This is a genomic window from Streptomyces flavotricini (assembly GCF_020639365.1).
Classification (GTDB): domain Bacteria; phylum Actinomycetota; class Actinomycetes; order Streptomycetales; family Streptomycetaceae; genus Streptomyces; species Streptomyces flavotricini.
In genome coordinates, this window is the sequence record NZ_JAINUL010000001.1 from 5,813,286 (window position 1) to 5,832,303 (window position 19,018).

Annotated in this window: 16 protein-coding genes; 15 read left to right on the forward strand and 1 reads right to left on the reverse strand. The window is 71.1% G+C overall.

Annotated elements, in window-relative coordinates; translation table 11 throughout:
- Positions 1-26 precede the first annotated feature (26 nt).
- Both K7B10_RS26445 and K7B10_RS26450 read left to right on the forward strand, forming a co-directional pair.
- Positions 27-1,346 (forward strand): glycoside hydrolase family 113, encoded by a 1,320-nt coding sequence (locus tag K7B10_RS26445; RefSeq protein WP_229339728.1) that lies wholly within the window; start codon positions 27-29, stop codon positions 1,344-1,346.
- Positions 1,347-1,442: 96 nt separating this feature from the next.
- The gene (locus K7B10_RS26450) at positions 1,443-2,591 is read left to right on the forward strand and encodes a sensor histidine kinase (RefSeq protein WP_229339730.1); all 1,149 of its coding nucleotides are present in this window, start codon (positions 1,443-1,445) and stop codon (positions 2,589-2,591) included.
- Positions 2,592-2,654: 63 nt separating this feature from the next.
- Here the strand turns inward: K7B10_RS26450 and K7B10_RS26455 are convergent, their stop codons facing one another.
- Positions 2,655-3,704 carry a rod shape-determining protein gene (locus tag K7B10_RS26455; RefSeq protein WP_229339731.1) on the reverse strand — a complete coding sequence of 350 codons (1,050 nt, stop codon included), beginning with the start codon at positions 3,702-3,704 and terminating at the stop codon, positions 2,655-2,657.
- A 117-nt stretch (positions 3,705-3,821) separates the two neighbouring features.
- Here K7B10_RS26455 and folC point away from each other — a divergent pair, with 117 nt between their 5' ends.
- The 13 genes from folC to K7B10_RS26520 all read left to right on the forward strand — a co-directional run.
- Positions 3,822-5,351 carry a bifunctional tetrahydrofolate synthase/dihydrofolate synthase gene (gene folC / locus K7B10_RS26460; RefSeq protein WP_229339733.1) on the forward strand — a complete coding sequence of 510 codons (1,530 nt, stop codon included), beginning with the start codon at positions 3,822-3,824 and terminating at the stop codon, positions 5,349-5,351.
- A gap of 3 nt (positions 5,352-5,354) precedes the next feature.
- Positions 5,355-5,711 (forward strand): DUF4233 domain-containing protein, encoded by a 357-nt coding sequence (locus tag K7B10_RS26465; RefSeq protein WP_229339735.1) that lies wholly within the window; start codon positions 5,355-5,357, stop codon positions 5,709-5,711.
- Between the two features lie 123 nt (positions 5,712-5,834).
- A complete protein-coding gene (gene ndk / locus K7B10_RS26470) occupies positions 5,835-6,245 on the forward strand; it encodes a nucleoside-diphosphate kinase (protein WP_229339737.1) in 411 nt (136 codons plus the stop codon).
- Between the two features lie 296 nt (positions 6,246-6,541).
- A complete protein-coding gene (locus K7B10_RS26475; protein ID WP_008738981.1) occupies positions 6,542-7,561 on the forward strand; it encodes a rod shape-determining protein in 1,020 nt (339 codons plus the stop codon).
- 127 nt (positions 7,562-7,688) lie between these two features.
- Complete coding sequence (gene mreC, locus K7B10_RS26480; RefSeq protein WP_229339739.1) at positions 7,689-8,633, forward strand: rod shape-determining protein MreC; 945 nt, start codon at positions 7,689-7,691, stop codon at positions 8,631-8,633.
- A 12-nt stretch (positions 8,634-8,645) separates the two neighbouring features.
- Complete coding sequence (gene mreD / locus K7B10_RS26485) at positions 8,646-9,350, forward strand: rod shape-determining protein MreD (protein ID WP_229339741.1); 705 nt, start codon at positions 8,646-8,648, stop codon at positions 9,348-9,350.
- A 13-nt stretch (positions 9,351-9,363) separates the two neighbouring features.
- Positions 9,364-11,538: a penicillin-binding protein 2 gene (gene mrdA, locus K7B10_RS26490; RefSeq protein WP_229339743.1), complete on the forward strand. Its 2,175-nt coding sequence runs from the start codon at positions 9,364-9,366 to the stop codon at positions 11,536-11,538.
- 7 nt (positions 11,539-11,545) lie between these two features.
- Positions 11,546-12,745: a rod shape-determining protein RodA gene (rodA, locus tag K7B10_RS26495; RefSeq protein WP_229339745.1), complete on the forward strand. Its 1,200-nt coding sequence runs from the start codon at positions 11,546-11,548 to the stop codon at positions 12,743-12,745.
- An 81-nt stretch (positions 12,746-12,826) separates the two neighbouring features.
- Positions 12,827-14,350 carry a CYTH and CHAD domain-containing protein gene (locus tag K7B10_RS26500; RefSeq protein ID WP_229339747.1) on the forward strand — a complete coding sequence of 508 codons (1,524 nt, stop codon included), beginning with the start codon at positions 12,827-12,829 and terminating at the stop codon, positions 14,348-14,350.
- Positions 14,351-14,430: 80 nt separating this feature from the next.
- Entirely contained in the window at positions 14,431-16,356 is a 1,926-nt protein-coding gene (locus tag K7B10_RS26505) for a TIGR03960 family B12-binding radical SAM protein (RefSeq protein ID WP_229339749.1), read from the forward strand.
- A gap of 72 nt (positions 16,357-16,428) precedes the next feature.
- Positions 16,429-17,514, forward strand: a complete 1,086-nt coding sequence (locus K7B10_RS26510) for a hypothetical protein (RefSeq protein WP_229339751.1) — start codon at positions 16,429-16,431, stop codon at positions 17,512-17,514.
- Between the two features lie 115 nt (positions 17,515-17,629).
- Entirely contained in the window at positions 17,630-18,409 is a 780-nt protein-coding gene (locus K7B10_RS26515; protein ID WP_229345429.1) for a TIGR03936 family radical SAM-associated protein, read from the forward strand.
- A 235-nt stretch (positions 18,410-18,644) separates the two neighbouring features.
- Positions 18,645-19,018: hypothetical protein (locus tag K7B10_RS26520; protein ID WP_229339753.1), on the forward strand; the 374-nt coding region annotated here is incomplete at its 3' end.

Genomic DNA, 19,018 nt, shown 5'->3' on the forward strand with positions numbered 1-19,018 from the left:
GACCGAGAGCCCTCGTGAATGACGAGATGAACGACGAGATGAACGACGAGATGAACGACGAGACGGAGCGAGTGAACAAGAGCGGGAAGGCGGCGGGGCGTTCCAAGGTCCCCCTGCTCGCGATCCTGCCGGTGACCGTGACCTCCCTTGTCATAGGCCTGCCGTTCGTGGTCGGAGACCACCCCCTGCGCTGGAGACCGGGATCCCTCGAGCCGGCCCTGGTCCTGCGCGACTCCCCTTCCGGCCCCACCCGCGCCACGGCCCACGGCGCCACCGGTGCCCCCTCTGACGGTGCGAGCGCGGCCGAGGAGACCGAGGACGTCCTGCCCCCGGGGCCCACGCCGAAGGTGGACAGGCCCTGGAAGGCCGGCATGCCCGAATGGGGTGTCCAGATCTTCTGGGAGGACAAGAAGGAGCACGACGACGCGTACATCGAGAGGCAGGCACGCAAGCAGGCCGCCTACCTCGTCGGGCTGAAGGCCAACGCCGTCTCCGTCTCCTTCCCCTTCTACACGGAGGGCCGCACCTCGACGAAGCTCGCGGCCGGCCGCAGCACCCCGACGCCCGGGCACCTGGAGACGGTGCTGCGCGTCTTCCACGAGGCCGGACTGCGCACCACCGTCCGCCCGACGCTGGACGAGGTCGTGCTCGTTCCCCCGGAGGGGTGGCGCGGCAACATCAAGCCGACCGACAAGGAGGCCTGGTTCGATTCGTACGAGGCCCTGCTCGGCCCTTACCTCGACGTGGCCCAGCGGCAGAAGGCGGCCACGTTCGTGATCGGCACCGAGCTGAATTCGATGGAGGGCGACCCGGGCTGGAAGGGTCTCATCGCGACGGCCGAGAAGCGGTTCAAGGGTGAGGTGTCCTACGACGCCAACTGGGACAACTACGTGGGCGGCCACATCGACGTGCCCGTCGAGCGGCTCGGCGTCGACGCGTACTTCCCCGTCAAGGTTGCCGACGACGCCCCCGTGGATCAGCTCGTAGACGGCTGGAACGCATGGCTGGACAAGAAGACCAAGGGCCCGCTGCCGCGGATCGTGCTCGCCGAGGCGGGCATCAGTGCCATGGACGGGGCGTACCACGCGCCCGGCGACTTCTATGCGCGGCGCAGGCTGAACCCGGTCGTGCAGGCCAACTGGTACAAGGCGGTCTGCCAGGTCGTCCGGGAGCGGAAGATGACCGGCGTGTACTGGTGGTCGGTCTCCTTCAACGCCGATCCCAGGGCCGCGCCGAAGGAGGAGGACTCCCGGCTCAATTTCGCGGGGCGCCCGGACACCGAGCGCGAGATCCGCTCCTGCTTCGGATCGGACTACGCGGGCCCGGGGGTCGATTCGGCACCCTGACGGGTTGTGTCACGAGTTGTCCGGAGTGTCGCATATCACGATTTCGGCCGGGTTGGCTGATCCGATACCCCTCGCCGAACACGGATGATGGAAGGCATGTACGTCCCGCCCGTCGCCTCGGCGCTCCACCGGGCCGCGGCCGCCGGCCGCCGGCTCGCCGCGAGCTGGGCCGGGTCACCCCGGGCGCTTGACGTGCTCACCGCACTCAGCTGCCTGGGGCTGATGGCGCTGGACCTGCCGGGGCTGGCCGCCGCCGACAACTCGCTCAGCGGTCCGACGGCCGCCGTCGTGCTCGCCGCCGGGTGCTCCGGCCTGGTGGTGCGCCGCCGGGCGCCCTGGGTCCCGTACCTCACCGCGCTGCTCTTCATCGGCTGGCTGCACGAGCTGACGCTGATCCAGTTCGCGCTCTACTCGGTCGGCCGCTTCCGGGGGCGGCGGCCGGCCGTCCTGGCCACCCTCGGGTACGTGGCCTTCGCGCTGATCGTCTTCTGCGTCCCGGGCTGGCCCGAACCGCGGGCTGAGACGCTCAGCGCGTTCCTGGGCCTCGTCGTGCCGATCGGGGTGCTCGCCTCGGCCGTCGGCATCGCCGCCTACCGGCACGACCTGGTGGGCGAGCTGACCGCCCGGCGCGCCGAGTCGGCGGTGTTCCAGGCGGTCCAGCACGAGCGCACCTCGGTGGCCCGCGACGTCCACGACTTCGTCGGCCGCGAGCTGACCCTGCTGACGGTGCGCTCCGAGGTGCTGTCGACGCGGGCGCGCGAGACGGCGTACGCGAAGGACTTCGAGGAGCTGGCCGACACCGCGCGCCGGGCCCACCTGGTGCTCAACGAGATCATCGTGCAGCGCGGGGAGCGGGCCTCGACCCCGGGGGTGGACGGGCTGCCGGCCCTCGCGGAGGAGAGCGGGCGGGCCGGTTCGCCCGTACGGCTGGTCCTGGATCCGCAAGTGCACGGGCTGTCGCCGCTGCGCCAGGCCGCGGTCTACCGGGTGGTGCAGGAATGCCTCACCAACGCGGCCAAGCACGCCTGCGGGGAGACCATCGACGTGTCGATCGAGGCGGACGGCCCGCAGCTGCGGATCGCGGTCAGCAACGGCCTGCCCGTCCGGACGCCGGCGCGCGCGCCCGTCTCGGCGGGCTCGGGCACGGCGAGCATGTCCGAGCGCGTGCGCAGCCTGGGCGGATCCCTGACGGCGACGCGCACGGAGGACTCCTACACGGTCGTGGCCACCCTCCCCCGGGCGTAGGGGGTGCCTTGCCGATCGGACCGGATCGGCAAGCCCCCGGCCGCGCCGCCACCGCCCGCCCCGTCAGGCCTTCGCCGGCACCAGCAGGCTGTTCAGCGTGTCCAGGTCCTCCACGCACCTGCCCGAGCCCAGCGCCACGCAGTCCAGCGGGGCGTCGGCGACGAAGACCGGGATGCCCGTCGCGGAGGCCATCCGCAGGTCCAGACCCGGCAGCAGCGCCCCGCCGCCGGTCAGTACGATGCCGTGCTCCATCACATCGCCCGACAGCTCGGGCGGGCAATCCTCCAGGGTGGTGCGCACCGCGGCGATGATCGCCTCGACCGGCTCGTCGAGGGCGGCCCGTACGTCCGCGGCCCCCAGCGAGAGCGTCTTCGGCATGCCGCCGACCCGCTCCCGGCCGCGCACCGTGAAGGTCCGCGTTTCCAGTTCCGGCCGGTCGGGGACCGGCCAGGCCGATCCGATGCCGACCTTGACGTCCTCGGCGGTGCGCTCCCCGATGAGCAGCCCGTGCTCCTTGCGCACGTAGTCCATGATCGCGCCGTCCAGCCGGTCCCCGCCGACCCGCAGCGACTGGGAGGTGACGATCCCGCCGAGCGAGATGACGGCGACCTCGGTGGTGCCGCCGCCGATGTCCACCACCATCGAGCCGCGCGGCTCGGCCACGGGCAGGCCCGCGCCGATCGCCGCCGCCATCGGTTCCTCGATCAGGTGGACGGCCTTGGCCCCGGCCCGCGTCGAGGCGTGGACGATGGCCCGCCGCTCGACGGGGGTGACCCCGGAGGGCACGCAGATCACCATCCGGGTGCGCGGCCGCCGCCCGGGCACGGCCTTGCGGACGAAGTGCCGGATCATCTCCTCGGCGGCCTCGTAGTCGCAGATCACCCCGTCCTTCAGGGGGCGGATCGCGGTGATGGAGCCGGGGGTGCGGCCGATGGTCTCCTTGGCCTCGGTCCCCACGGCCAGGGCCGTGGTGGTGCCCGCCTTCACCGCCACCACGGACGGCTCATTGAGGACGATTCCGTGCCCCCGGGCGTAGACGAGGGTGTTCGCGGTCCCCAGGTCGATCCCTATGTCGCGGCTTGAAGCGGACTTGTCGGTGCTGGCCTGCGGCATTTGTTCCCCTATCTCCTGTCCGCAAGGCTTGCATAACGATCCGGTCGCAATGGCCGCCGAAGGTCCTGAAACGGCCGGGTCGAAAGTCCCCGGGCCCCCCGTCCGTAGACTGGCCCCGTGAGTGAGCAGCAGCCCGAGAGCAACGGACCCGACGACCGCGACGAGACCTCCGATCTCTTCGAACGGATCGTGGCCGAAGAGTCCGACCGCGACCCCGACCTGGCGGTGATCGAGGCCGGCAGTCGCACCCTGCGCGCCCAGGCCGGACCGCCCCAGGGCGACCCGGCATCGTCGCAGCCCCTCGACCCGGAGGTGGCGCGGTTGCTCCAGGAGGTGGAGCAGGAGCTCTCCACCCGCTGGGGCGAGACCAAGCTGGAGCCGTCCGTCACGCGCATCGCCGCGCTGATGGACGTCCTGGGCGAACCGCAGCGCGCGTACCCCTCCATCCACGTGACCGGCACCAACGGCAAGACCAGCACGGCCCGCATGATCGAGGCCCTGCTGAACGCCTTCGAGCTGCGCACCGGCCGCTACACCAGCCCGCACGTGCAGTCGGTCACCGAGCGGATCAGCCTCGACGGGGCCCCGATCAGCGCCGAGCGTTTCGTCGAGACGTACTACGACATCAAGCCGTACGTGGAGATGGTCGACTCCTCCGAGGAGTTCCGGCTGTCCTTCTTCGAGGTGCTCACCGGCATGGCGTACGCGGCCTTCGCGGACGCACCGGTCGACGCGGCCGTCGTCGAGGTGGGCATGGGCGGCACCTGGGACGCGACCAACGTGATCGACGGCGCGGTCGCGGTGGTCACCCCGATCAGCCTGGACCACACGGACCGGCTCGGCTCCACGCCAGGCGAGATCGCCCAGGAGAAGGGCGGCATCATCAAGCAGGACGCCACCGTGATCCTGGCGCAGCAGCCGGTGGACGCGGCGCAGGTGCTGCTGAAGAAGGCCGTCGAGGTCGACGCGACGGTGGCCCGCGAGGGCATGGAGTTCGGCGTCGTCTCGCGCGAGGTGGCGGTCGGCGGGCAGATGCTGACGCTGCGCGGTGTGGGCGGCGAGTACGACGGCATCTTCCTGCCGCTGTACGGGGCCCACATGGCCCACAACGCGGCGGTGGCCCTGGCTGCCGTCGAGGCCTTCTTCGGGGTCGGCGCCGAGCAGTCGCGGGAGCTGGACCTGGAGACCGTGCGCCGGGCCTTCGCCTCGGTGACCTCGCCGGGCCGGATGGAGGTCGTACGGCGCAGCCCGACGGTGGTCCTGGACGCGGCGCACAACCCGGCGGGCGCACAGGTCACGGCCGAGGCGGTGACCGAGGCCTTCGGCTTCAGCCGGCTGATCGGGGTCATGGCGGCGAGCGAGGGCAAGGACGTCAAGGGGGTCCTGGAGGCCTTCGAGCCGCTCTTCGCGGAGATCGTGGTCACGGAGAACTCCAGCCACCGGGCGATGTCCGCGGACGCGCTGGCGGCCGTGGCGGTCGAGGTCTTCGGGCCGGACCGGGTGCAGGTGGAGCCGCGGCTGGACGACGCCCTGGAGGCGGCGATCACCCTCGCGGAGGAAGAGGCCGAGTACGGAGGGGCCGGGGTCCTGGTGACCGGTTCCGTGATCACGGTGGGCGAGGCCCGCCTGCTGCTGAAGAGGGGCTGAGGGATGCGCACGCTGTGTGCTTCGACGCTGATCGGCGAGTTCTTCGTGATCGGTTTCGCCGGGCTGGTCGCCATGAAGAACCCGGACCTGACGCAGGCCACGGTATGGACGGTCTGCGGGATCGCCATGCTGCTGTCGGTGCTGCTGTGCGGGATGCTGTCGCGCCCGGGCGCGGTCCAGATCGGCTGGGCACTGCAGATCGGGCTGATCCTGAGCGGGTTCGTCGTCCCGATGATGTTCTTCCTCGGCGCGGCGTTCGCGGGCCTGTGGTGGTGCTCGGTGCACTACGGCACCAAGATCGACGAGATCAAGGCCCGCTGGGCGGCCCAGAACGAGGCCCGGGGCGAGGCCCAGGCCTGAGGCGGCGCGGCCCCGGCCGGAGCGGCGGCCCCGGCCGTGCGGGGCCCGGGGCTCCGCGCAGGGGCCCCGTTGACTCCCTGTAGCCTCGTCGGACCGCACCCGTATGCCGCAAGGAGCCGCAACATGACCCAGCGCACGCTCGTCATCCTCAAGCCCGACGCCGTCCGTCGAGGCCTGATCGGCGAGATCATCGGCCGCATCGAGCGGAAGGCCGGCTGGACCGTTCCCGCTCTGGAGCTGCGCACGCTGGACCAGGAGACCCTGGAGACCCACTACGGCGAGCACAAGGGCAAGCCCTTCTACGAGCCCCTCATGGGCTTCATGGCGAGCGGCCCGGTCGTGGTCCTCGTGGTGGAAGGGGAACGCGTGATCGAGGGTGTCCGCCAGCTGGCCGGACCCACTGACCCGATCGCCGCGGCGCCCGGCTCCATCCGGGGGGACTTCGGCACCATCACCCGGGAGAACCTGATCCACGCCTCGGACTCCGAGGAGTCCGCGGAGCGCGAGCTGAAGCTGTTCTTCCCCTCCCTCTGATGAGTCCTTCCTGACGTAACATCAGCCGAATAGCGCTCATGACCTGGGGCGACCGAAGTAATTTCGGTCGCCCTTCGGTATTACCGGGCGCGAGCGGGAACGCATGAGCAGGACACGTCGTCACCACTAAGGGGGCGGGTTTCCGTTCCGGCGGGATTGCCGGAGTCCCGTCGCGCGGTGTTCACACTTGCGGCACTACGATGGGGCCTCCACCCACACACCCACCTCGCCGACCTGACAGCAGCCGCTATCAACTGGAAGGCCAGACGCTCCTCATGGGGAACAAGGGGAACAACATGTCGTTCATCGGCCGTGACATGGCGATCGACCTCGGGACCGCCAACACGCTGGTGTACGTGAGGGGCCGGGGGATCGTCCTGAACGAGCCGTCCGTGGTCGCCATCAACACGAACACCGGCGGCATTCTGGCGGTCGGCTCCGAGGCGAAGAAGATGATCGGCCGGACGCCCGGCAACATCGTCGCCGTACGGCCCCTCAAGGACGGCGTGATCGCCGACTTCGAGATCACCGAGCGTATGCTCCGGTACTTCATCCTCAAGATCCACAAGCGCCGCTACCTGGCTCGTCCGCGCGTCGTGGTCTGCGTCCCCTCCGGCATCACCGGAGTGGAGCGCCGCGCCGTCATCGAGGCGTCCACGCAGGCCGGCGCCCGCCAGGTGCACATCATCGAGGAGCCCATGGCCGCCGCCATCGGCTCGGGCCTGCCCGTCCACGAGGCCACCGGCAACATGGTCGTGGACATCGGCGGCGGCACCACCGAGGTCGCCGTCATCTCCCTCGGCGGAATCGTCACGGCACAGTCCATCCGGGTCGCCGGCGACGAGCTCGACAACGCGATCATCCAGCACATCAAGAAGGAGTACTCGCTCCTCCTCGGCGAGCGCACCGCCGAGCAGATCAAGATCACCATCGGGTCGGCGTACGACCTCGACAAGGACGAGCACACCGAGATCCGCGGCCGGGACCTGGTCTCCGGCCTCCCGAAGACGGTCGTGATCTCCGCCGCCGAGGTCCGCAAGGCCATCGAGGAGCCGGTCAACGCCATCGTCGACGCGGTCAAGACGACCCTCGACAAGTGCCCGCCCGAGCTCTCCGGCGACATCATGGACCGCGGCATCGTGCTGACCGGCGGCGGCGCCCTGCTGCGCGGCCTCGACGAGCGGCTGCGCCGCGAGACGGGCATGCCGATCCACATCGCCGAGGACCCGCTCGACTCCGTCGCCCTCGGCTCCGGCAAGTGCGTGGAGGAGTTCGAAGCACTCCAGCAGGTTCTGGACGCCCAGCCCCGGCGGTGACACAGACCCCCGTCCGGGGGCCATGCGGAACACAAGGATCCGCCGTACGGGTGCTGCCGCGCCCGTGCGGCGGATCGTTGATATACAGACCAAAGAATTTCCGATGAGGAAGGCACGGCCGCCGCACGTGAGGGACACACGAGAGAGCCGGCTGCTCCTGGTGCTTCTGATCGCCATCGCGTTCGCATTGATCACGGTGGACATCAGGGCAGGCGAGGAGTCTCCGGTCGACGGCGCCCGGCAGGCCGCCGCAGCGGCCTTCGGCCCCGTCGAGAAGGGCGTCGCGACCGCGGTCGACCCCGTCGCCAACGCGATAGGAGCCGTACGGGACTCCGGCGAGCGGCACAACCGCATCGCCACGCTGGAGCGCGAGAACGCCGCCCTGAAGGCCAAGCTGGGCAGCGACGACCAGACCCGCAGCCGCATCCACGAGCTCGACGAGATGCTCAAGCGGGCCGGCGCCGGACAGTACGGCATCAAGGGCGCCGAGGTCATCGCCATAGGAGCGGCCCAGGGCTTCTCCTGGACCGTCACCATCGACGCCGGCACCAAGGACGGCATCGAGCGCGACATGACCGTGCTCAACGGGGAGGGACTCGTCGGCCGGGTCGCCACCGTGGGCCCCGACACCGCCACGGTCGTCCTCGCCAACGACCCCGACTTCACCGTGGGCACCCGCCTGGAGAAGACCGGCGAGCTCGGCTTCGCCACCGGCCAGGGCGACCGCGCGCTGTCCGTCCAGATGCTCAACGGCAAGGCCAAGGTCAACCCCGGCGACCGGCTCGTGACCTTCGGCTCCCGCGGCAACAAGCCGTTCGTGCCCGGCGTTCCGATCGGCGAGGTCGTCAAGGTCGACCCCTCGCGCGGCGATCTGACCCGAACCATCTGGGTCCGCCCGTTCGTCGGCTTCTCGCGCCTGGACATCGTCGGCGTCGTCGTCATGCCGCCGCGCGAGGACCCGCGCGACGCCGTGCTGCCCCCCAAGCCGGAGGTGAAGCCCACCCCGACGGTCACCGTCACGGTCACCCCGTCGCCGTCCGCCACCGGGCCCGCCAAGCCGGCCGACGAGTAGGAGCTGACCCCCATGCGCTTCAACCGGATCCTGCTCTCGGCCACGCTCGTCGTGGTCGCCCTCGTCGTCCAGGTCTCCGTCCTGGGCCGGCTGCAACTGCCCGGCGCCGTACCCGACCTGGTCCTGCTCACCGTCGTCGCCCTCGCCCTCGTGTACGGGCACCTCAGCGGCGCGCTCATCGGCTTCGCCGCCGGACTCCTCGCCGACCTGGCCCCGCCCGCCGACCACGCCGCCGGGCGGTACGCGCTCGTGCTCTGCGTCATCGGGTACGCCGCCGGGCTGGCCCGCCCCGACTCCGGGCGGTTCCGCTCCGCCTGGGGCCCCATGCTGACCGTCGTCGCCACCGCGATCGGCTCCACCCTGCTCTACGCCGGGGTGGGCGCCCTGGTCGGCGACACGGCCGCCCGCCACGTCGGGCTCACCGGGCTGCTGTTCACCGCGACCCTCTACGACCTGCTGCTCGCCCCGTTCACCGTGCCGTTCATCATGGCGCTGGCCCGGCGCGCCGAGAACGACCCGATGGCCGTGGAGGCCAACGGCGGCCCGGCCAAGACCGCCGACGTGTCCTCCGGCTGGCTCGCCGGCGGCACCGGGCTGCGCATCGGCAGCCAGCGCGGCGGCCTGCGGCGGGGGCTCGCGCGCGGCCGCGCCAACAAGGCCGGCCGGATAAAGGGCGTCAAGGCGATCAAGAGTGTGAAGAGCGTCAAGAAGCTGTGAGGGAGGAGCTCCCGTGACCAATGCCCCCGAGACCGGCCGCACGTCCCGCGTGCGGATCAGACTCGTGATCATGCAGGTGCTCGTCGTCTCCTTCCTCCTCACCCTCGGCGGGCGCCTGTGGTACCTCCAGGTCCGCAACGGCGACGAGTACTACCACGAGGCGAAGAGCAACCACGTCCAGCAGGTCGTCCAGCCGGCCGTCCGCGGCTCGATCCTGGACGCCCGCGGCGTCCCGCTCGCCGACAACGAGACCCGCCTGGTCGTCTCCGCCAGCCGCACCGCGCTGATGAAGATGAAGGACAAGGGCAAGGGCGTCCTGACCCGGCTCGCGGGAGTCCTGGACATGAAGCCCCAGGACGTCATGAACAAGGTCCGGGTCTGCGACTCCCAGACCCCCAAGCCCTGCTGGAACGGTTCGCCCTACCAGCCGATCCCCGTCACCACGGAAGCCACCACCCAGCAGGCCCTGCAGATCCGCGAGCGCCCCGAGGAGTACCCCGGCATCACGGCCGAGCCCACCGCCGTACGCCGCTACCCCGCGCCCGGCGGCGCCAACACCGGCCAGGTGCTCGGCTACCTCTCCCCGGTCACCGACGAGGAGATCCAGAAGGCCAAGAACACCAACTCGCCGCTGCTGCGCTCCGACCAGGTCGGCCGCTTCGGCCTGGAGCGGACGTACGACCGGACCCTGCGGGGCAAGTCCGGCGTCACCCGCTACGAGGTCGACAACCTCGGCCGGGTCATGGGCCAGGCCAAGAACGACCCGACGGTCGCCGGCGCCCACCTCGTGACCAGCATCGACGCCCGCGTCCAGGGCGTCGCCGAGTTCGAGCTGAACGCGGCCATGCTGGAGGCCCGCAAGCAGATCGACCGCAACACCGGCGTCCCCTACAAGGCCGACGCCGGGGCCGTGGTCGTCCTGGAGTCCAAGACGGGCCGGGTCGTGGCCATGGCCTCCATGCCCACGTACGACCCGAACGTCTGGGTCGGCGGGATCTCCGGCAAGGACTACGCCAAGCTCACCGCCAAGGAGTCCAACGTCCCGCTGATGAACCGGGCGATCCAGGGCCAGGCCGCCCCGGGCTCCATCTTCAAGGTCATCCCGACCGCGGCCGCGGTCAACGCCGGGTACGACTTCGACGGGGACTACCCCTGCCCGAGCTCCTACTCCATCGGCGGCCAGGTCTTCAAGAACTTCGAGTCCCAGGGCCACGGCAACATCACCCTCGGCCGGGCCCTCGAAGTCTCCTGCGACACCGTGTTCTACGCCCTCGGCCACCAGCAGTGGATCAAGGACGGCGGACTCCACCCGAAGAAGCCCCCGGCCGAGATCTTCTACAAGACCGCCCACCAGTTCGGCCTGGGCGCCGAGACCCACGTGGACCTGCCGGGCGAGGAGAAGGGCCGGGTCCCCGACCGGGAGTGGAAGCAGAAGTTCTGGCAGGCCAACAAGGACATGTGGTGCAAGACCGGCAAGAAGGGCGGCACCTACGTCGAGCTGCTCTCGTACGAGAACTGCCTCGAAGGCAACCTCATGCGCGCCGGTGACGCCATCAACTACTCCATCGGACAGGGCGACACCCTGGTCACCCCGATCCAGATGGCCACCATCTACGCGGCCATCTCCAACGGCGGCACCCTGTGGAACCCGACCATCGGAAAGGCCGTCATCAGCGCCGACGGCAAGCACACCGAGCCGATCCCGCCGCAGGCCCACGGCAAGCTGCCCATGACGGAGGCCACCCGCCGTAAGATCAACGAGGCCCTGGAGGGCGTCGCCACCCGCGGCACCGCCGCCTGGCGCTTCGGCGGCTGGCCGCAGAAGCAGATCCCCATGCACGCCAAGACCGGTACCGCCGAGGTCTACGGCAAGCAGACCACCTCGTGGTTCGCCACGTACACCGAGGACTTCACGATCGTGATGACGATCTCCCAGGGCGGCACCGGTTCGGGTGCCTCCGGACCCGCCGTCCGCAACATCTACAACGCCATCTACGGTCTGAGCATGGCCGGCAAGCAGGACACCGAAAAGGCCTTCCTGCTCAAGCCGGAGGCGAAGCTCCCCACCATCGGGCCCGACGGCACCATCGACGCCCCCGACATCAAGCCGTACGTGCCCCCGTCCCCGGAGGAACCGGCGCCCGCGCTCGCCGGTCCCCCCGCCCCGCCCGCCGCGCGGCAGGACTGAGACCCCGATGCAGACCGCGAACAAGTTCTCCGTATCCCGGTACGCGCCCGAGCGCGGCGCGATGGCCAAGCTGACCTCGCGCGACTCGGTGCTGCGCCGGCTCGACTGGCCGATACTGCTCTCCGCGCTCGCCCTGTCCTTCATCGGCGCCCTGCTGGTGTGGTCGGCGACCCGCAACCGCACCCAGCTCAACCAGGGCGACCCGTACTACTTCCTGGTCCGGCACGCCCTGAACACCGGCATCGGCCTCGTGCTGATGATCGGCACGGTCTGGCTCGGCCACCGCACCCTGCGCGGCGCCGTGCCGATCCTGTACGGGCTCTCCCTGGTGCTGATCCTCGCCGTGCTCACCCCGCTCGGCGCCACCATCAACGGCGCCCATGCGTGGATCGTGATCGGCGGCGGGTTCTCGCTCCAGCCCTCCGAGTTCGTGAAGATCACGATCATTCTGGTCATGGCCATGCTGCTGGCCACCCGGGTGGACGCGGGCGACCTCACCCACCCCGACCACCGCACCGTGGTCAAGGCGCTGTGCCTGGCCGCCGCGCCGATGGGCATCGTCATGCTGATGCCCGACCTCGGCTCCGTCATGGTCATGGTCGTCATCGTGCTCGGCGTCCTGCTCGCCTCGGGCGCCTCGAACCGCTGGGTGGTCGGGCTGATGGGCTCCGGCGCGGCCGGGGCCATCCTGATCTGGCAGCTCGGCGTGCTCGACGAGTACCAGATCAACCGCTTCGCGGCCTTCGCCAACCCGGACCTCGACCCCGCGGGCGTCGGTTACAACACGAACCAGGCGCGGATCGCGATCGGCTCCGGCGGACTGACCGGCTCCGGGCTCTTCAAGGGCTCGCAGACCACCGGCCAGTTCGTGCCCGAGCAGCAGACCGACTTCGTCTTCACGGTGGCGGGGGAGGAGCTCGGCTTCCTCGGCGCCGGGCTGATCCTGGTCCTGCTCGGCATCATCCTCTGGCGGGCCTGCATGATCGCCCGTGAGACCACCGAGCTGTACGGGACCATCGTGTGCGCCGGGATCATCGCCTGGTTCGCCTTCCAGGCCTTCGAGAACATCGGGATGACCCTCGGGATCATGCCGGTGGCGGGGCTGCCGCTGCCTTTCGTCTCCTACGGAGGCTCGTCCATGTTCGCGGTGTGGGTGGCGGTCGGACTGCTGCAGTCGATCAGGGTGCAACGGCCGATGTCGGCCTAGCGGGGCCGATCTTCGGCCGGTTCCGCCGTCGATTTCCCGTTCACCCTGCCGTGGTGATCCGTTCAGGACTAAGTTCGTTGCATGGCGGACACGAAACGCGAGATCGAGCGCAAATTCGAGTTCACGACGAGCAAGGCCGCGCGCCGCGGAGTCCCGGACCTGACCGGCACGGCCGCGATCGCGGCCGTCGCCGACCAGGGCACCATCGACCTCGACGCGGTCTACTACGACACCCCCGACCAGCGCCTCGCCGCGGACGGCCTCACCCTGCGGCGGCGCACCGGCGGCGCGGACGCCGGCTGGCACCTCAAACTGCCCGTCTCCCCGGGCGTCCGCGACGAGGTCACCGCCCCCCTCAGCGACACCCTCCCGCGCGCCCTCGCCGCCCTCGTCCGCTCCCGGGTCCGCGACGGCGCACTGGAGCCGCAGGTCCGGCTCCTGTCCTCCCGCCGCGTGACGCACCTCCTCGACGCCGAAGGCGCCCTCCTCGCGGAGCTCTCGACCGACGCCGTCCGCGTCGAGCGGGACCAGGCCGCCGCGGCGTGGACCGAGGTCGAGGTCGAACTCGCCGACGGCGTCGATCCCGCACTCCTCGACGCCGTCGAGAAGAAGTTCCGCAAGGCCGGGCTCAAGGTCTCCGACGCCCCCTCCAAACTCGCCCGGGCCCTCACCGAGACGGGCACCGAGCCGCCGCCGAGGCCCGGCCCCGGCGGCGCCGAGGGCACCGCGGGCGCGCTGGTCCTCGCGTACCTGCGCGAACAGCGCGACGCGCTCGTCGCGCAGGACCCCGCGGTCCGCCGCAACCTGCCGGACGCCGTCCACCAGATGCGGATCGCCTGCCGCCGGACGCGCAGCGCCTTCAAGACGTACCGCAAGGTCCTCGACCGCGCCGCCACCGATCCGATCGGCGAGGAGCTCCGCTGGCTGGCCGCCGAGCTCGGCCTCGACCGCGACCAGGAAGTCCTCTTCGAGCGCATCCAGACCCACGTCACCGGGCTTCCCCGCACCCTCGTGGTCGGACCCGTCCGCGGCCGCCTGCGGACGTGGAACAACGCCCGCCGCTCGGCGACCCGGCGCCGCGCGCTGGCCGCCCTCGACGCCAAGAGGTACGCGGCCCTGCTCGACGCCCTGGACGCACTGCTGGCCGAGCCGCCCCTGCTCCCCGGCGCGGCCAAGCCGGCCGTCCGGGTCCTGCCCAAGGCCGTCCTCAAGGACTACGAACGCCTCGCCACCCGCGTCGCCGGGGCCCTCGACCTGGACCCGGGCGAGGGGCGTGACCTGGCCCTCCACGGGGCCCGCAAGGCCGCCAAGCGCGCCCGCTACGCGGCGGAGGCGGCCACCCCCGTGCTAGGCGACGCGGCGAAACAGCTGGCCAAGGCCATCAAATCGGTCCAGAGCCTGCTCGGCGACCACCAGGACAGCGTCGTCGCCCGCGAGGCCCTGCGCGGACTCGGCGCCCAGGCAGCCGGAGCGGGAGAGTCCGCTTTTACCTGGGGCGTGCTCTACGCCCGCGAGGAGGCCCTGGCCGCACAGGGTGAGCGGGAGCTTCCGGACGTATGGGGGCAAGCCTGCGACCCCGCGCTCCGGGCCGAGCTGGGCGCCTAGGAGGCGATCACGGCGGCAGGAGGCGGCTGCGCCTCGGGTTACGCTTGAGAGTCGCCCCCTGCCAGCTTCACGAAAGTCGCGTGATGTCCGAGTCGGTCTTCCCACAGCTCGAAGCTCTGCTCCCGCATGTGCAGAAGCCCATCCAGTACGTCGGCGGTGAACTCAACTCCACCGTCAAGCCGTGGGATTCGTGTGACGTCCGCTGGGCGCTCATGTACCCGGACGCGTACGAGGTCGGGCTGCCCAACCAGGGCGTCATGATCCTCTACGAGGTGCTGAACGAACGCGAGGGCGTGCTCGCGGAGCGCACGTACAGCGTGTGGCCGGACCTCGAAGAACTGATGCGCGAGCACAAGGTGCCGCAGTTCACCGTGGACAGCCACCGCCCCGTGGGCGCCTTCGACGTGTTCGGCCTGTCCTTCTCCACGGAGCTGGGCTACACGAACATGCTCACGGCGCTGGACCTGGCGGGCATCCCGCTGGAGGCCAGGAACCGCACGGTCGACCACCCCATCGTCCTCGCGGGCGGCCACGCGGCCTTCAACCCCGAGCCGATCGCGGAGTTCATCGACTGCGCGGTCATCGGCGACGGCGAGCAGGCCGTCCTCGACATGACCGAGATCATCCGCACGTGGAAGGCCGAGGGCCGTCCGGGCGGGCGCGAAGAGGTCCTCTTCCGCCTCGCCAAGACCGGCCAGGTCTACGTGCCGGGCTTCTACGACGTCGACTACCTGCCCGACGGCCGCATCGCGCGCGTCGCGCCGAACAAGTCGGGCGTCCCGTACCGCGTGTCCAAGCACACGGTCATGGACCTCGACGAGTGGCCGTACCCGAAGCAGCCGCTGGTCCCGCTCGCCGAGACCGTCCACGAGCGGATGTCCGTCGAGATCTTCCGCGGCTGCACCCGCGGCTGCCGTTTCTGCCAGGCCGGCATGATCACGCGCCCCGTGCGGGAGCGAAGCATCACCGGCATCGGCGAGATGGTGGAGAAGGGCCTCAAGGCGACGGGCTTCGAGGAGGTCGGCCTCCTCTCGCTGTCCTCCGCGGACCACACCGAGATCGCCGAGATCGCCAAGGGCCTCGCGGACCGCTACACGGACGACAAGGTGGGCCTGTCCCTGCCGTCGACCCGCGTGGACGCGTTCAACGTGGACCTGGCGAACGAGCTGACCCGCAACGGTCGCCGCTCCGGTCTGACCTTCGCCCCCGAGGGCGGCTCCGAGCGCATGCGCAAGGTCATCAACAAGATGGTCTCGGAAGAGGACCTGATCCGGACGGTCGCCACCGCGTACGGCAACGGCTGGCGCCAGGTGAAGCTGTACTTCATGTGCGGCCTGCCCACCGAGACCGACGAGGACGTGCTCCAGATCGGCGACATGGCGGTCAACGTCATCGCCAAGGGCCGCGAGGTCTCCGGCCAGAACGACATCCGCTGCACGGTGTCGATCGGCGGATTCGTGCCCAAGCCGCACACCCCGTTCCAGTGGGCGCCGCAGCTGTCGGCCGAGGAGACGGACGCGCGCCTGACGAAGCTGCGCGACAAGATCCGCGGCGACAAGAAGTACGGCCGCTCCATCGGCTTCCGCTACCACGACGGCAAGCCGGGCATCGTCGAGGGGCTGCTCTCGCGCGGTGACCGCCGCATCGGCGACGTCATCCGCGCCGTGTACGAGTCGGGCGGCCGCTTCGACGGCTGGCGCGAGCACTTCTCGTACGACCGCTGGATGGAGGCCGCGGAGAAGACGCTGCCGGCCTACGGCGTGGACGTGGCCTGGTACACCACGCGTGAGCGCACGTACGAGGAGGTCCTGCCCTGGGACCACCTGGACTCCGGTCTCGACAAGGACTGGCTCTGGGAGGACTGGCAGGACGCCCTCGACGAGACCGAGGTCGAGGACTGCCGCTGGACCCCCTGCTTCGACTGCGGCGTCTGCCCCCAGATGGACACCCACATCCAGATCGGCCCCACGGGCAAGAAGCTCCTTCCCCTGACGGTCGTGAAGTGAAGAGAAGTAACCCTTGAGTCACGAGAGGCCCCCACCCGCAACGGGTGGGGGCCTCGCCCGTGTCCTACGGGTATGGAACTCGACAAGCGACCTCCCGGTGACGGCGGCGAAGGATGCCTGGTGGGCGTCGTCCGGGTGCCCGTCAAGATCGTGGCGTTGATCGTCGTACTGCCCGTACGGGTGGTTTGGGATCTGCTCGTCGCACTCGCGCAGGCCGTGCGGCGGCACGTGCTGGGGCCCTTCTCCGTGTACGTGCTGCAGCCCGTTCTGCGCGGGATGGGCCTGGTGCTGACGGTGCTGCTCAAGCTGGTGTTCGTCTGGCCCTGGGTCGGCTTGTGGCGGTACGTGCTCGTTCCGGTCGGGCAGGGGCTGGCGTGGGTGTGGCGGGGCCTGTACGACCAGGCGCTGGCGCCGGCCGGACGGTTCGTGACCGCCTACGTGCTGCTTCCGTTCGGGGAGGCGCTGGCATGGCTCGGCCGCGGCGGCGTGCGCCATCTGCTCGCGCCCCTCGCCAAGGGCGTCACCTGGATCGGGTGGGCCCTCGGCATGACCCTGTTCGTCTGGCCGTGGGTCGCGCTGTGGCGCCATGTGCTCACGCCCGTCGGCCGCGGCACCGTTCGGCTCGCCGCGACGGTCTACCGGTACGTGCTGACCCCCGTCGGGCACGGCCTCGTACGGCTGGCGGCCGCGGCGCTCCGGTACCTGGTGCGGCCCGTCGGGCTGGGTCTCGCTTGGCTCGTGGGCGCCCTGTACCGGTACCTGCTGCGGCCCGTCGGGCTCGGCATCGCATGGCTGGCCGCCGCCCTCCACCGGTACCTGCTCGCGCCGCTCGGGCAGGTGCTCGTCTGGGCCTGGCACGTCGCCGGGCGGATCGTCCGGGCCGTGTGGCGCGGGATCCGGCTGGTCGGGTGGGTGCTCGTCGGCTGGCCAGCGGCGCAGGTGTACCGGCACGTACTGACACCGGTCGGACATGTCGTACGGGATGTGTGGCGCACCGTCCGCAACACCGTCCGCGAAGTCCGGGCCGAGGTGCGAAAGGCCCTGTTCGGGGGCCCCGCCCGGGAACCGGCGAGGTCACGGGCGCGTACTCTGGGTAGTACGACAGCCGTGGGCGAGACGCCCTCCGCTCCCGAGATCTCCTGGCGCAAGCGAGGGTGAGCCGGAGAGCGCCGGCTCACCAGACCTCAGGGCGACGCGCGAGCCGCGGAGCCCCGCACAAGGAGAAGAACCACTGGGCAAGCGACAGCCCGAAGGCCCGCCCCCCGCACCGGTGGTGCAGCGCATCCGACTGCGCTACACCAAGCGCGGCCGCCTCCGGTTCACCAGCCACCGAGACTTCCAGCGCGCGTTCGAGCGTGCCCTGCGCCGTGCCGAGGTGCCCATGGCGTACTCGGCGGGCTTCACCCCGCACCCCCGCGTGTCGTACGCGAACGCCGCGCCGACCGGCACCGGCAGCGAGGCCGAGTACCTGGAGATCGCGCTCGCCGAGTCCCGCGACCCCGAGAAGCTCCGCGAGCTGCTCGACGAGTCGATGCCGGTCGGGCTCGACATCACCGAGGCCGTCGAGGCCCGTACCAGCGGGCTCGCCGACCGGCTGACCGCCTCCGTGTGGGAGCTGCGGCTCGAAGGCGTGGAGGGCGCCGACGCCGAGCGGGCGGTCGAGGCCTTCCTCGCCGCCGAGGCGGTGGAGGTGCAGCGCCGCACCAAGAACGGCATGCGCACCTTCGACACCCGGGGCGCCGTGGTCAGCCTCGTCACGGTTCCCGCGCCGGCTGATAGGACGCCGGACAATGCCTGTGCGATACTGCGGCTGGTTGTTCGGCATCTGACACCTGCCGTTCGACCCGACGACGTCCTGTCCGGTCTCCAAGCTGTGGCCGACCTGGCGCCGCCGGTCCCCGCAGCGGTGACCAGGCTGGCGCAGGGGCTCTTCGACGAGGAGTCCGGCACGGTGACCGACCCGCTCGCGCCCGACCGCGAGGCTGTCACGGCCGCCCCACCCACGGCCGCCGTAGCAGCCGACGCGAAGGCGCCGGAAGGTCCCGCCGCGTAGGGATCGTCGTCGTCGCGCAGCCCTGGCACTCGGGAGCCACCTGGGTCGGGCCGCGCACAGACCTGAAGACTTCCGCCAGGCCGTACGGACAAGACGTACGGAACCGGCGGCCATGGACTACAGCTCCCGTGTGGCGAACGCGCCCCGGAGGCCGGATCCGCGCTGATCGGCGCGGAACCGTGCCGGACCGGAAGTCAGCCGCGGCGCCCGGGAGCGTGACGGGAGAACCGCCCGCATGCTCAACAACGAAACCAACAACACCACCGGTGGCGCCGACAGCGGCAGCCCGAGCGACAACCTGCCTCCACGCAGGCGTCGCCGGGCCGCGTCGCGGCCCGCGGGACCGCCCGGCGGGACGCCCGTCGCCCCCGCCGCGGTGACCGAGGCCGAGGCCGCTCCGGCCGCCCCCGCCGTCGAGGAGGCCGCTCCGGCCGCCGCCCCGGCCCGTACCCGCCGCCGCGCGACCCGCGCCGTGGCCGCCCCCGAGACGCCTGCCGCCGCGGAGGCCGTCGCCGAGCCCGCCGCTCCGGCCGCTCCGGTGGTCGAGGAGCCCGCCGCTCCGGCGCCGCGTGCCCGCCGCCGTGCCACCCGCGCCGTCACCGCCCCCGA

Bases quoted from the DNA above. Each gene is read 5' to 3' on its own strand.
- K7B10_RS26445 (WP_229339728.1), top strand. From the start codon at position 27: ATGAACGACGAGATGAACGACGAGATGAACGACGAGACGGAGCGAGTG.
- K7B10_RS26450 (WP_229339730.1), top strand. From the start codon at position 1,443: ATGTACGTCCCGCCCGTCGCCTCGGCGCTCCACCGGGCCGCGGCCGCC.
- K7B10_RS26455 (WP_229339731.1), bottom strand. From the start codon at position 3,704: ATGCCGCAGGCCAGCACCGACAAGTCCGCTTCAAGCCGCGACATAGGG.
- K7B10_RS26465 (WP_229339735.1), top strand. From the start codon at position 5,355: ATGCGCACGCTGTGTGCTTCGACGCTGATCGGCGAGTTCTTCGTGATC.
- ndk (WP_229339737.1), top strand. From the start codon at position 5,835: ATGACCCAGCGCACGCTCGTCATCCTCAAGCCCGACGCCGTCCGTCGA.
- K7B10_RS26475 (WP_008738981.1), top strand. From the start codon at position 6,542: ATGTCGTTCATCGGCCGTGACATGGCGATCGACCTCGGGACCGCCAAC.
- mreD (WP_229339741.1), top strand. From the start codon at position 8,646: ATGCGCTTCAACCGGATCCTGCTCTCGGCCACGCTCGTCGTGGTCGCC.
- rodA (WP_229339745.1), top strand. From the start codon at position 11,546: ATGCAGACCGCGAACAAGTTCTCCGTATCCCGGTACGCGCCCGAGCGC.
- K7B10_RS26500 (WP_229339747.1), top strand. From the start codon at position 12,827: ATGGCGGACACGAAACGCGAGATCGAGCGCAAATTCGAGTTCACGACG.
- K7B10_RS26510 (WP_229339751.1), top strand. From the start codon at position 16,429: ATGGAACTCGACAAGCGACCTCCCGGTGACGGCGGCGAAGGATGCCTG.